This window comes from Salinarchaeum sp. IM2453 (assembly GCF_019693215.1).
Taxonomy (GTDB): domain Archaea; phylum Halobacteriota; class Halobacteria; order Halobacteriales; family Salinarchaeaceae; genus IM2453.
Window position 1 is genome coordinate 1,333,025 of sequence record NZ_CP081183.1, and the last position, 13,987, is coordinate 1,347,011.

The 13,987-nt window shown below is 47.0% G+C and carries 10 protein-coding genes; 6 read left to right on the plus strand and 4 right to left on the minus strand.

Going from position 1 to position 13,987, the window contains the following annotated elements; genetic code table 11:
• Nucleotides 1-512 precede the first annotated feature (512 nt).
• From K0C01_RS06245 to K0C01_RS06260, 4 genes are all read right to left on the minus strand, one after another.
• On the minus strand, nt 513-1,478 hold the full coding sequence (locus K0C01_RS06245; protein WP_221168872.1) for a phytoene/squalene synthase family protein: 966 nt from the start codon (nt 1,476-1,478) through the stop codon (nt 513-515).
• A 104-nt stretch (nt 1,479-1,582) separates the two neighbouring features.
• Nucleotides 1,583-2,635, minus strand: a complete 1,053-nt coding sequence (locus tag K0C01_RS06250) for a Brp/Blh family beta-carotene 15,15'-dioxygenase (RefSeq protein ID WP_221168873.1) — start codon at nt 2,633-2,635, stop codon at nt 1,583-1,585.
• Between the two features lie 96 nt (nt 2,636-2,731).
• Nucleotides 2,732-3,817 carry a DUF373 family protein gene (locus tag K0C01_RS06255; protein WP_221168874.1) on the minus strand — a complete coding sequence of 362 codons (1,086 nt, stop codon included), beginning with the start codon at nt 3,815-3,817 and terminating at the stop codon, nt 2,732-2,734.
• A 42-nt stretch (nt 3,818-3,859) separates the two neighbouring features.
• Entirely contained in the window at nt 3,860-4,630 is a 771-nt protein-coding gene (locus tag K0C01_RS06260) for a DUF6517 family protein (RefSeq protein WP_221168875.1), read from the minus strand.
• Between the two features lie 838 nt (nt 4,631-5,468).
• Here K0C01_RS06260 and K0C01_RS06265 point away from each other — a divergent pair.
• The 6 genes from K0C01_RS06265 to K0C01_RS06290 all read left to right on the plus strand — a co-directional run bounded on the left by K0C01_RS06265 (nt 5,469) and on the right by K0C01_RS06290 (nt 13,961).
• Entirely contained in the window at nt 5,469-6,467 is a 999-nt protein-coding gene (locus K0C01_RS06265; protein ID WP_221168876.1) for a radical SAM protein, read from the plus strand.
• 199 nt (nt 6,468-6,666) lie between these two features.
• Nucleotides 6,667-7,665, plus strand: a complete 999-nt coding sequence (gene trpD / locus K0C01_RS06270) for an anthranilate phosphoribosyltransferase (RefSeq protein WP_221168877.1) — start codon at nt 6,667-6,669, stop codon at nt 7,663-7,665.
• Complete coding sequence (locus K0C01_RS06275) at nt 7,662-8,321, plus strand: phosphoribosylanthranilate isomerase (RefSeq protein ID WP_221168878.1); 660 nt, start codon at nt 7,662-7,664, stop codon at nt 8,319-8,321. The genes trpD and K0C01_RS06275 overlap by 4 nt, the downstream gene beginning before the upstream one ends.
• Nucleotides 8,318-9,910 (plus strand): anthranilate synthase component I, encoded by a 1,593-nt coding sequence (trpE, locus tag K0C01_RS06280; RefSeq protein ID WP_221168879.1) that lies wholly within the window; start codon nt 8,318-8,320, stop codon nt 9,908-9,910. Before K0C01_RS06275 ends, trpE begins: the two co-directional genes overlap by 4 nt.
• The gene (gene trpG / locus K0C01_RS06285; RefSeq protein WP_221168880.1) at nt 9,907-10,530 is read left to right on the plus strand and encodes an anthranilate synthase component II; all 624 of its coding nucleotides are present in this window, start codon (nt 9,907-9,909) and stop codon (nt 10,528-10,530) included. The genes trpE and trpG overlap by 4 nt, the downstream gene beginning before the upstream one ends.
• Nucleotides 10,531-10,793: 263 nt before the next feature.
• Entirely contained in the window at nt 10,794-13,961 is a 3,168-nt protein-coding gene (locus K0C01_RS06290; RefSeq protein WP_221168881.1) for an adenosylcobalamin-dependent ribonucleoside-diphosphate reductase, read from the plus strand.
• Nucleotides 13,962-13,987: the final 26 nt, after the last annotated feature.

Sequence of the window (13,987 nt, forward strand, 5' to 3'; positions counted from 1 at the left end):
TCCGCCTTGATTCTGCTGGGAAGGAAATAGCTGCAGCCAAGCTAGATCATTGCTGACACTTTTTCCCATCGCGAGCTTTTAGCCAAGAATTCAGAATATAGATTCTGCTTTACAGTGGTACCACGGGAACGTCCATCTAAGGTGTGGATGAAGCCGACAACTGAGAGTCAATCAACATGAGAGTGTCACCCTGAAGTTGTTATCCTTATCGGAGAGGTAGCTATAACTGTCCTGAGGCGGTTCCGTCGCCTGAGCAAACGGATGATATCGGGATGCGGCCCACGCTATGTCTGAAGAATCTCCGTCAGATGGCTGCTGTGGATTCCGGCAAACACAGTACTGCTGAATTCTTCTGTCTAGATTAGAGATGGCAGCTTGGCCCCGATAGAAGTCTGGTCATGTCGACCGGACTGTAACCCTGAATCTCCCACAAGCGGTGAGGTACCGTGAGAATCCAACGGCTGAAGCCGTTGGAGAACGTTAATCATAACCTAGCTAATATCTGTAGAGTATCAATCGTTATATGTTAAAACTCTATCAGTGACGTCTTGAGGGTCGGATGGGCTTTCTGGTAAAACAAGTGGGCTTACCTTCCTAAACACACGATCTGGATCTTTTGACAGTTGCCATCGCACGCGCGTCCGAGCGAAAAGTGATAGCTTTCTCGGCATCGAGAGGCTTGGCTCGTTATTCAATACATCATAGTCATACTCTCGAATCTGGGTGTGATAATCAGAGTACATGACCGATGCAAGTAAAACAGCAAACTGACAGTCTTTGGGTAGTAGTCGAATCCCGGCGACACCTTCATGATATAGTTGCTCTGTTCTCAGTAGCTCGTCACGAATTGCCTCACCAAACCCGGGACTATATTCCAGATCCTCGATTTGGTCTTCAGTTACTCCATGCCGGTCTAATGTCTCCAGTGGCAGATAGATCCGATTTCGCTGAATAATGTCTTCTCGCACGTCACGGAGAAAATTTGACATTTGGTATGCTTCCCCAAGTGCTTTCGCGTGAGGTAGTGCTTTATCCCGGTTTTCCGGCTCCATGATTGCAGTCATCATCACTCCAACAGCTGAGGCTGATCCCCTCATATAGTCTCGAAGTTCCCCAAATGTCTCGTACCGACTTTTATCAATATCTGTCTTCATCGCGTCGATAAAAACATTGATCTCTTCATCGGGGATATCATACTCTTCTTTTACCTCAAGAAACGCCTTCAGCTCTGGGCGTGTTGGCTCTTTTTCCCCGAGTGCCTGTTCTCGCAACACTTCCAGACGACGACGCTGCTCATCACCTGGTATTGTCTCTGCTTTTTCACTATCGACTACCTCGTCTGCAATTCTGAAAAATGCGTACAAGACATAGGTTGGTCGTCGTACTCGCTCTGGTAGCAACTGTGTCGCAAAATAGAACGTGCGGCCCGTTTCCCGGTGAATCTGCTTACATTGCCGGACGTATTCATCACTTGGCATAGTCCTATTGTGTTTTTATTAGACCCTGACGGAACGTCAGTCCCTTCTTGTGGCTAAATAGGATAGCAATAAAACCATTCGGGTTTTCGACCCGTTATTGATCCTCAGATTCTAGTGAATATTTGCTGTCTGTAGTCCATCCAGCTGACAACAACAACATGTGGAAGAGTTAACACAGCAATTAACACTAAGTACAGTGCGATATACTCTGCAACCGTGCTTGGAGTTCCAGGCGAAATCACGTATAGTATGCCCAGTAGCAAGATTGATACAAATGTTAGTGGTGCAGCATCACGGATAAATCGCCATACTGTTTCTCTCCAGTTTCCCGTGTCAAGTGCAACACTTGCCCGCTGATCAACTGCAATTAATCGGGCAATATGCCGAAGTGCATGCCAGAAGCAAAAGTATATCCCAATCGCTAATATTGGAGGAACTGAAAGAAAAAATACAACCAGTAGTCCTGTCTCGCCAGCATCAAGTGCCCACCCTTTCAGGCTGCCCTGTTGTATAGCAGTGAATCCACCAGCAGCCAGCGTAATCATAATCAATATTCCGACGAATATAGCAACCCCTACCTGAAGTTCAGTCGTAAATACGCTTTCTATCGTTGCAGCCGCTGAGACACTGTAAAGCCCAACCAGTTCCTCAGCAACTAGCTGGTACTGATCAGGAAATGCTATTAGTGGCACAAGCATCGGTAAAGCCCCTCGAACAAGTGTTGTTAACCCTCGCATTACTGGTCCAGAAAGATGTTCAACGTGTGCTATCCGGAGCAATGGGTACAATTCACCTTGTCCCCAATGTAACCATGTTATTCCAATGAACACTGCAAATGCGACAACCGGCATAACAAACCACAACAGCAGGTATAACCCTCCAAAAAGCGCATACAGTCCAACAACAATAAATATCCATCGTAGGTTCAGCGTTGAGTTATAAATCCGTGGCAAGGCTAAATGGTCAACCGCTCCATGCGGTAATCCAAGAAGAACAATGCTTGCAGCAAGCGGTATCCACTGATACTCAAGAGGTATTTCTGCTCCAAGAATAAACGCTATTGAAATTAGCCCAAACCCAACCCATGCTGGCCTAAAGATCACTGTCGATAGGTATTGTTCAACTGTCGAAGTTCGATAGTCTGCAGATTGCGTCATCGGTATACCGTGTTATTTGGGACTTTTATATTACTCCTATTAGTGGTTCCGCTCTTCGGTCAGTATATTTTGTTACTACACATAGAGATTTAATTTTCAAGATGCGGAGGCCGGATCTTTTGGAACTCGAGATTCAATAACGGCAATAACCAATGTGCTTGCAACTCCAAGGATAAATCCGCCTGTCAGTGCCGCAGCGAGGTGTGAAAGTGATACTGCTCCAATAAAGAATCCACTAACAGCATACAAAACGATTGCAATTGCGATGACATACACTGGTGCATTTAGATACCGCCATTTGAGGCTCTGATGCAGATATGCGTCCGTTATTTGTCCGAGACTAGTTGTAATTCCTGCCGCTGCGAACCAGACTACTGCCCCATGTACTAATGCGGCGATCGTTTCAGCAATCCCCAGCGATCCTTCTGCCGCCTGCATTGCCTCTAACTCTTCGATTCCGCTTACCCCCCCGATAATCAGCAGTGCAATTGCAACTAAATACGTGATCAGCGTGACGCGGCCGGTGTACAGTGCTGACCGTACTTGATCCACAGATTGATCGACTGTGTCTTCTAATCCCAATCCTCGTCCAATTAGGTACAGCCCAAGTAGTCCAGAAGTTACTCCAAATACCACTCCTGGGAGATCAAAGTAACTAGCTAATGTCGCAAGTGGATAAACAAGTAATAGAATTCCAAGGGGAATTAGAATCGTTCCTCGTGTTTCCGGATCGTTTAGAACCTGCTTAATTGTATAATACATCGATTCAAGATTTTGCACCTGTCGAACGACAACTCGCCGAACCCCATCAACTTGAACCCGAGATCGGATTACTGGTAACACGCTTTCATCCTGCGCTCCATCTGTAACAACCAATGCTCGAACCTCTTCTGCCGTATCGAGGCTGGCAAGAATCTTATCAACCTCTTCGCCAACCTGCCGATTTGCTGCCACATCTGATGAGTCTTCACCGGCGACTGCCGCAACAACCACCGATTCATCCTCTATTGAGTCAGCAACATTAAGTCCTTTAAATAGCACATTCACATCCGAATCTTCTGGATCTGCTGTAGCAAGCGCTACGGCTGCTGATTCGACAGCTTCTCTCCCAATGACTGGTGTTTCAATCCCGGTTTTTCGCCCGAGATCATCGTCCAGATCGACGCACAGGACCAGCAGCATTATATATACTTATGATTTCCTCATTTACAATCTTTCTGAACTTTATCCTTCAATTTCATTCTCAATTTCCTCTTGATTCACAGGATGCTCAACTTTTTCAAACATACTCTCTATTTCACTTTCTAAGTTTGCAACGTTCAATTCTTCGTAAATCTCTCTGTGTTCTTCCTCATCAACCGACGGATACGCCCCAGCACCCAAGACATGATCTCCTTCGTTGTTCACCGTCTCACTTAGTAGGAGAACTACATCAGGGTCTTCAACACCAAAGACATCTTCTGGATCTTCATCAATGACATCGTCCCAATCCGGATCAAGACGAAATCTTCCGACAGTAACCGTTTGGCCCAAGACTTCTTTTTTATCTTCATCCACCTTTTCATAGTCGTATCCGTACTTGCTTGCATCTTCGTATCGTTCTTCTAGCTCGTTGAGAATTTCCTCCGGAGATGAGTCTGCGATAGGCAATGCATCATCCACTCCAATATCCGCTTCTGGTAATGAAAGTGACAGAAACTGAACTAAGTCGCCCTCGAATGATTCTTCTCCAATCTCTACTTCTACTTTTTTTGCGTGTTCTGTCATCCATGCATTGATCCTGATATCTCGATCAAGGACATCCTCCTCGATTTCGTATTTCTCAAGATTGACAATCCTGAACTCATTTGGAAGCGAGTTCTTCGGCACATAGGCAGGATGGGCATCAAATTCTGCTTCGCCATCCATAATGAAGTCACTTAGCTCTGAACATCCGGCGAGTCCACCAGTAATTCCTACACCAGCTGCGCCAAGGACCGTTCGTCTCTGCACCATACAAATTCTAATCTCTCTGTATGCCTAAAATTAACCATATAGTCGTAATTTAGCAAGTTACGAGCAAAGTAACAGTATACTGAAAAGGACAAGTTGGCTGCGCTGAGAATATATTTGTATAATACTTTTATCCAACAGTCTTTGTAGTTTGTCTACAGAGAAAGCAGGCCGAGTGCTTGGAGTCGTCTGAAAAAATCGAAGATTTCTCTTCCGACTTGCCGCCGAAGATGAATGTTGACATGATATTACATAGATCTATGTATTTGATCCATAATACAAAGACAACAGCCAAGAGAAAATGTCCAAAGTTTGGAATGAAGACCCTATTTCGTTCGCTGGTCGTTAGTTTGGAACCGCGACTCTTCTCAACACCGTCCATTAGGCGTGGGGTGGGAGTTATCGTGTCGTGGTGGGGCGTCAGTCTCTCATGGATCCTTCGTTCGGGTGTGAATTCCAGTTAACTCCTCATGGAGAGTGAAATACCCCACTACTCACTCGCGGCTCCCGCCGCTCGTTCCTCGCGGGTGGGGCTTCCTGTGTCAAAGACGGTACTTGCAGGAATCACATCTTTAGAGACCTAGAGAGTGTCCTCGCAGCGGTGCCAGTCTCAGCAGGCGTTGATTCGGCTATGTCCTACTCGCTCCTTGAGGACGGGTACGTAGCCTGTAGAAGTTAAGTCCACCTGCGGACGCGGTGCAGCCCTAAGACGGTGAAGCCTTGTGGTTGACTCCTGAGTACTTCACAAAGACGAATTGCTCCGAAACTTAATCCTAGAGTAGTCCGCGGAGAAGACTAAAACCTGTAATTTTTGCTGTGTGAGTTTTTATTGCTTTTGTAGATGATTTCTGAGGGCTGCCGGCAGTGTGCAAAAGGTGGAAAACTGGTTCTGTTTGTTTCAGGGACCTGTGAGCGACGGGACTGTTTTTACTGTCCGCTTAGTGAAACCCGGAAAGATACTGATACTGTATATGCAAACGAGCGGCCTGTTTCACACGATGCTGATGTCATCGAAGAGGCAGAAAAAATGGATGCTCTTGGTAGCTCGATTACTGGTGGTGAACCACTTGAGGTCCTCGACCGTACCTGTCATTATATTGACCTACTAAAAACAGAGTTTGGTGGGGACCATCATATCCATCTATATACTGCGGTTCCAGGCGATAAAGACACTTTCAAGCGACTTTCTAGTGCAGGTCTCGATGAGATTCGCTTTCATCCACCGTATGCCATGTGGGGGAATCTACATGGAACAGAGTGGGAGCAGCGGCTATATGATGCTCGTGATGCTGGCCTTGATCCCGCATTTGAAATCCCTGGTATCAGACCCGAACAAGAGTTTATTGAGTTTATTGAGGAGGGGGCGGCCGATTTCTGTAATATCAATGAGTTCGAGATGACTGAAGGAAATCATGAGCGAATGCGCTCAGCTGGATTTGAACGTGATCTTGATCACATTAGTGCTGTCAACAGTCCAACAGAAAAAATCCTTGAAGAGATGGGATCACACGAGAAGGTTTACTTTTGCACAGCTCAGTTCAAAGACGCCGCACAACATCGTGAGCGCCTCAAGCGCACAGCTGAAAATGTCCGCCGTCCGTTCGATGAAATTACCGATGATGGAACTCTAGTGTATGGAGTGACCTCCGTTGATCCGGACCAATTTGATGATCTTGGCGTTCCTGATGAATACTATTCTATTAAATCTGACCACATTGAGCTGGCATGGTGGTTGCTTGAAGAAATGATAGAGAATGGCGATATTGCATCTGGAGAAGTAATCGAACAATACCCGACCATAGATCAAACAATTGTTGAGCGAACTCCTCTTGCTCAATAGTATTCCTGTAGCCTTGTATCATAAGCCCCGTAGTGCTGCGTATGTGTTCCTGTGAGTTCCCTTTGTCAGAAGCAGAATCTTAGTGCCTCTTCTGCAGAAATCTTCTTGTCTGGTTCACTTCACTGTGTTTCTCCGATATGTTTATTACTATGTGCAGATTTGTACATTATAACACGAGATAGTACACTGGTGTCCTAACATGCAGGATTATATTAAACACGTAACTGAAGGTAACGACTTATCACAGGAACAAGCCAGGCAAGTGGTTGCAAATATTTTTGAAGAGGCCACTGATGCACAGATTGGTGCTCTGCTGTCTGCTCTCCGCGCTAAAGGTGAAACTGAAGCTGAAATTGCAGGATTTGCAGAGGGTATGCGCGAAGCGGCCCGCACAATCGCTCCTAATCAAAATATCCTCGTTGATACATGCGGAACAGGTGGGGACGATTATGATACAATTAACGTATCAACAACAAGTGCGATTGTTGCATCGGCGGCTGGTGTGCCAGTTGCTAAACACGGAAATTACTCTGTTTCCTCCTCCTCTGGGAGCGCAGACGTACTTGAGGAGGTAGGAGTTACCGTTGATGCTGAACCACCAGCGGTTCAAAAATCAATTGAGTCTAATGGAATCGGATTCATGCTTGCCCCGGTATTTCATCCGGCAATGAAAGCTGTCATTGGTCCCCGCAAAGAGCTTGGAATGCGTACTATATTTAATATCCTAGGTCCTCTTACCAATCCTGCTGGGGCTGATGCACAAATTGTTGGGGTATACGATGCAGAACTGGTCCCATTGATCGCCCGAGCACTCGCCCGAATGGATGTTGAACGGGCATTAGTTGTCCATGGATCTGGCCTTGATGAAATTGCTGTTCATGATCATACAACTGTCGCTGAAGTCTCTGGTGAAGATATTTCAGAGTATACAATTACACCGGCTGACTTAGGTCTTGCACAGCACTCCATTGAGGATATTGCTGGCGGGTCTCCAGAAGAAAATGCGGCAGATTTAGAAGGAATTGTTACCGGCGATATCCGCGGTGCAAAGCGTGATATTATCTTAGCGAACGCCGGAGCTGCTCTCTATGTTGCTGATGCCGTTGAAAGCCTTGAAGATGGTGTTAAAGAAGCGGCAACCGCAATCGACTCAGGAGCAGCTGAAATGAAACTCAATGCACTCCGGGAGGCAGTATGACCGACTCACAAGTCCCTCGTGTGAAAATATGTGGCCACACCCGTTCTCAGGATATCTATACCAGCGCCCATGCCGGTGCTGATGCAATCGGTATCATTACTGATGTTCCTGTCGACACTCCTCGCGAAGTCTCAATAGATCAAGCGACACAGTTGATTGAGTGTGTCCCACCAATGGTAACGAGCGTTTGTGTTACAATGCCTGAGTCAGTCGAACAAGCACAAAACATCGCAGATCAAACTGATCCAGATATCCTCCAGATCCATACGAGCCTGTCCCCTTCCGATATTGCTAAACTGTCTGACAGTGTTGATTCATCGATTATGGTTGCTGTTGATGCTGAGGATGTGGATATGATCAAGTCTGTCGCTCCTGTTTCTGATCTGGTACTGGTTGATTCGACTAGTGACTCTGGTGGTGGTGGCACCGGACGAACCCATGACTGGTCTCAAACCCGGGAGATCATCCAGGATATTTTGACCCCTGTTATCCTTGCTGGGGGATTAACTCCAGAAAATGTAGCAGACGCTATTCAAACAGCGCAGCCATACGGTGTTGATGTTGCAAGTGGTGTCGAGTCTCGTGGAGGTATTAAAGACAAGCAGAACGTTACAGATTTCATCTCAGCTGCCTATCAACGGAGGGTTCCCGTATGACTATCCTGTCAATGAATCGATCAGAATTTTGTGAGCGTGTTGCTGATGACTCAGCCACGGTCATTCGTGTTACTACTCAGATCGATCCTGACGTTACGCCGATTGCCGCATACGCGGCTTTGACCGGCCGGACTGTTGATGCGGATCAATGCGATCACGCATATATCCTTGAAAGTGCTGAGAAAACTGCATCCAGTGATCCTGATGGAGCATTTCGTCCCTCATCCGAAGCTACGGATCGACACGCTAGATATTCCTTTGTGGGATATGATCCGGTGGCTACCATCTCTGTTACTGAGGATGCGGCCGATGTCCAAATCACGGGCGATGATCGGTACCAATCGCTTGTATCAACCAATGGAGGAGATGTGGTTGATACACTTCGCTCAGCGTTGCCGGATGCTGAATTGGTCGGATTTAACGGTGCTGATCGACAGCGACTCGACGGTGGACTCGTCGGGTTTCTGGCATACGACGCTGTGTATAATCTTCATTTAGATGAAGTCGGTATCGATCGGCCTGAATCACCAGTTCCTGATGCCCAATATCTTCTGATGACAAAGACATTGGCTTTCGACGAGCTCAACGATACCGTTGAACTGGTCTTTACCCCCGTACTTCGACCTGAAGACGACCCGGCCGAGATTTATGACCAACTCCTTAACGAGGCCCAACGAGTTAATCAGCTATTGTCTGACGCAGCTTCTCCTGATCCTAACGGATTTTATCGCACGGGGGAGTCAGCAGGATCAAAAGACCAGTACGAACAGGCGGTTGAAGAAACAAAGGAACACATTCTTAGTGGTGATATATATCAGGGCGTTATTTCCAGAACCAGAGAATTATATGGCGAGATAGATCCACTTGGTCTGTATCTCGCACTCCGCGATATTAACCCTTCTCCGTATATGTACCTTCTAAATTACGAGGATCGCCAAATCGTTGGAGCAAGCCCTGAAACCTTGGTCTCGGTCCGAAATGAGGAGGTGATGGTGAACCCAATTGCCGGCACATGTCCACGAGGATCGAGTCCAGTTGAAGATCGCCGCCTTGCCGGTGAAATGCTCGCAGATGGGAAGGAACGAGCAGAACACACAATGCTCGTTGACCTAGCACGAAACGATGTTCGACGAGTTGCCGAACCTGGGTCTGTTCGTGTAGAGGAGTTCATGAGTGTGTTAAAATATAGCCACGTGCAGCATATTGAGTCAACAGTTACAGGCACCCTCCGCTCTGACTGCGATGCTTTTGATGCAATGCGTGCTACGTTCCCAGCTGGGACTCTTTCTGGTGCCCCAAAAATCCGCGCAATGGAGATAATCAGTGACTTAGAAGAGACTCCACGTGGCGTATATGGCGGTGGAGTCGGGTACTTCTCTTGGACTGGTGACGCTGACTCTGCTATTGTCATTCGGACGGCAGCAATTGATGATCTCGGTGATAAACAGCGAGTCGCTGTCCGTGCTGGGGCCGGTATAGTTGCCGATAGTGATCCAGAAGCTGAATACGATGAGACAGAAAAGAAAATGGATGGTGTCCTTGCTGCTATTGAAAAGATTGAACATTCTACTGAAGAGGTGATTCAATGACATCAGCGCATACTGTCGATTCTGCAAACCCAGAGAAACCTGAGCCTACAGTTCTATTTATCGATAACTTTGACTCATTTACGTACAATCTTGTTGAATACGTCAGCCAGCATGTTAATACAGCAGTACTACGAAACACTGCGTCAATTGCTGAGGTTCAGGCAGTTGATCCGGATGCGATCATCATTTCTCCTGGTCCAGGACACCCAAAAAACAAACGGGATGTCGGCGTAACTCTGGATGTTCTTACTAATATCAGCCACACGGTTCCCACATTAGGCGTCTGTCTTGGGTTAGAAGCGGCTGTGTATGCATATGGGGGTAACGTTGGTCGAGCCCCTGAGCCGGTCCATGGAAAAGCTTACACAGTCAACCACGACGGTAAAGGAATTTATCGTGACATCGAACAAGGGTTTCAGGCTGGCCGGTACCATTCGTTAATCGCAACTGATATTCCAGACTGCTTTGAGATAACGGCAACAACCGAACATGACGGAACTGAGTTAGTAATGGGCATCCGACATTGTGATTACCCAATCGAGTGCGTTCAGTTTCACCCCGAGAGTGTGCTTACTGGTGTTGGGCATGACCTCATTGAGAACTTTATTGAACTAATTTGAGAACATTCCACTTTCACTCTGGTTTAGTTGGTTTAATGTCTCCCACATCCATACTCAAGAAGTGGACACACCATCCCGATGGTCTCCGCTAACCTCTGGGGGGGTTGCGTTGTACCACGGGAATGGTCCCCAACTAAAACCCGTAACGCATCGTTTATGAGTATCCGAACTGTATCGGACATTCACTAAACTACCTATAATCATGACAGGATTAGTACAATATTTCGATGGAACGTATCAATCGTCTAAGGAGGGGATTCGTTATGAGTAAGAGCGATCTCTCTGCAGACGAACTAACACTGCCAATCAAGCGCACTGAAGGTGACACAATCGAAGAACGCTTGACTGCAAACGCTTATCATAATATCCTTCCGGCCCGTTACCTTCGAAAGGACGCCGATGGCAATCTCATTGAAGAGCAAGAAGACCTTTTTGAGCGTGTTGGAAAGAATATTGCTCTTGCAGAAGTTGTCTTCGAGTCCGAAAAGCAGGACACCGAGGTTACAGCAACGCCTGATCAATTAAAACCAGGTCATCCCCGACGTGGAGAACTTGCTGCTGAGGTCTTCGGATACGACAACCGAAAAGCTGACAGTATCGATCAGGTTCCAGATGATCTTGATGCAGCTCAAGAATATCTCCTTGATGATGAGGTTGTTCTCACTGAATCAAATATTAATAAGTTTGCCTATGATACCGTTGTCCCTGATCTTCCTGATGACCTCCGCACACATGTCGAGGAGACAGCCGAGGAGTTTCAGGAACTCATGGAGAACCTCTCTTTCATGCCTAACTCGCCGACGCTAATGAACGCCGGCGACGAGCTTCAACAACTCTCCGCTTGTTTCGTGAACTCTCCTGGCGACGACATTACTAACATCCACGAAACAGCAACTGAGGCCGCGAAAGTGTTCCAATCTGGCGGTGGAATGGGCTACTCTTTCTCGGATCTACGCCCATATGGTGATCCCGTCGGAAGTACAGGTGGAATTGCTTCTGGTCCAATCACTTTCATGCGCACATATGATCAGATGTGTGAAACAATCGCGCAGGGTGGTGCACGCCGTGGAGCTCAAATGGCTGTAATGAGCATTGCTCATCCTGATGTTATCCAGTTCATTCATGCCAAGAACAAGGATGTCTCGCTTGCTCGTACGCTTCGTCTCAATGATCCAGATGACTTTACACATAATAGCTTTGCTGATGCCCTTGAGGAAGCCCGTGAGCTAATTGACGAGGAGGGGCGTGTTCCAGAACATCTTCGGAATGCTGTTGAAGGACATCTCTCGAATTTCAATATCTCCGTTGGTGTCACCAGTGAGTTTATGGAGGCACTCCAGAATGATGCGGAATTCACCTTTGTAAACCCCCGAACTGACGAGCCACACATTGTAACTCCAGAAACAAAGGAAGTTTACGAAATGTTTGGCCTTGATGAGTACGTTGAAGTCGGTGAAGAGCTTTCTATCCCAGCCGAAGAAATTTGGGAGCACATCATCGAAGGTGCACATGAAAACGGCGAACCTGGCATTGTTTACCTTGACCGAGTCAACGAGCGACACTCGTTTGATGTTGAAGAACATCCAGAGCATGAAATATTAGCGACAAATCCATGCGGTGAACAACCGCTTGAGGAATATGAGGCCTGTAATCTTGGCCATATTAATTTCTCTACTCTTGCAGCAAAAGATGCGCCTGATTGGCGTGTTTGGGCAGATCAGAACGCTGCCGACTATGCAACTCAAGAGGATGCTCTCAGTGCATTCCTCAAAGAATCAATTGACTGGGATGAATTTAACCGCCGAATCGAGATGGGAACCCGATTCCTCGAAAATGTTGTGACTATGTCCGACTTCCCAATCGACAAAATCGAGGACACAGTCGGTCGCATGCGAAAAATTGGTCTTGGAATCATGGGTCTCGCTCAACTCTATGTGCAGTTGGGCATGAAATACGGCAGTGAGGCTTCAAATGAAGTTGCTCGCCAGTTAATGGCACATATCAATCACCAATCAAAGTGGGTCTCCCATGAGTTAGCTAAAGAACGTGGTGTCTTTGCCGAGTGGGATGATTCAAAGTATGCAAACCCAACTGAATACGCAGAGTGGTTTGAACACTTTACTGGTCTTGACGCAGATAACTGGGAAGACGGCTTCCCAATCAGAAACCACAATACGACGACAATTGCCCCGACCGGAACAACCAGTATGGTTGGTAACACGACCGGTGGATGTGAGCCGATTTTCAACGTTGCATACTATAAGAACGTCTCTGACGATGTCCAAGGCGACGAAATGCTAGTTGAATTCGATGACTACTTCCTGCGAACGCTTGAGGCAAACAACATCGATGTTGAGGCCGTCAAGGAAGAAGCCCAACAGCAGATGGCCAATAATGAATTTGATGGTGTTGAGGGCCTCTCAACGGTTCCAGATGCAATCGGTGAACTCTTCGTTACAACTAACGATCTCTCTCCAAAAGAACATGCTGCAATCCAGTGTGCCCTGCAGGATGGTGTTGATGCGGCAATCTCAAAAACGGTCAATGCACCAAACGATTCCACGGTCGAAGATGCCAAAGAAGTGTTTGAGTTCATCTACGAGCACGGTGGTAAAGGCGTCACATACTACCGTGATGGAACCCGATCAAAGCAGGTTCTGACAACTCGAGCCCAGAACACCGAATTTGCCGACGATGCAGAAGCCGCTGAGGCTATCGTTGAGCAAATTCAAGATATCTTCGGAGATATCGATACCTTCCTTGAACATGACGATGTCAAAGCTGAGATTGACCGCCAAGTTGAGAACTTACTTGCTGTTGCCGATGGTGAACAGCCTGACAGTGATGCTGATGTCTACGCAGAGAAACGTCCACGACCGGACGTCCTCCACGGTATTACACAGCGAATTGATACCGGGTACGGCAAGCTGTATGTGAACATCAACGAAGATGAAGACGGTCGTCCATTTGAACTATTCGCAAACATTGGTAACTCTGGTGGGTTTACTGCGTCTTTCACTGAGTCACTTGCAAAGACCATCTCAACCGCACTCCGATCCGGTGTAGATCCACAGGAAATTGCTGACGAACTTCAGGGTATTCGCTCACCAAAGGTTGCTTGGGATAAGGGTGAACAGATTCAGTCGATCCCAGATGCAATTGGTACTGCGATGCGCCGTTATCTTGACGGTGAAATCGACAAAGGATACCCACAGCAAAAAAATTTGACTGAAATCGAAGATAATGACAACCGGGACAGAAACAAAGAACTGTCGCAGGAAACAGATGGCGGCGCAGTTACTCAGGAAAACGCCTCTCAAGATCTAATTGATTCTGGCGAAAGCCCAGAATGTCCAGAATGTGGCTCTATGTCCCTGTACTACTCAGAGGGCTGTAAGACGTGTGAGAGTTGCGGATGGTCTGAGTGCTAAATACTGCTGGACGTAAATAAGATTCT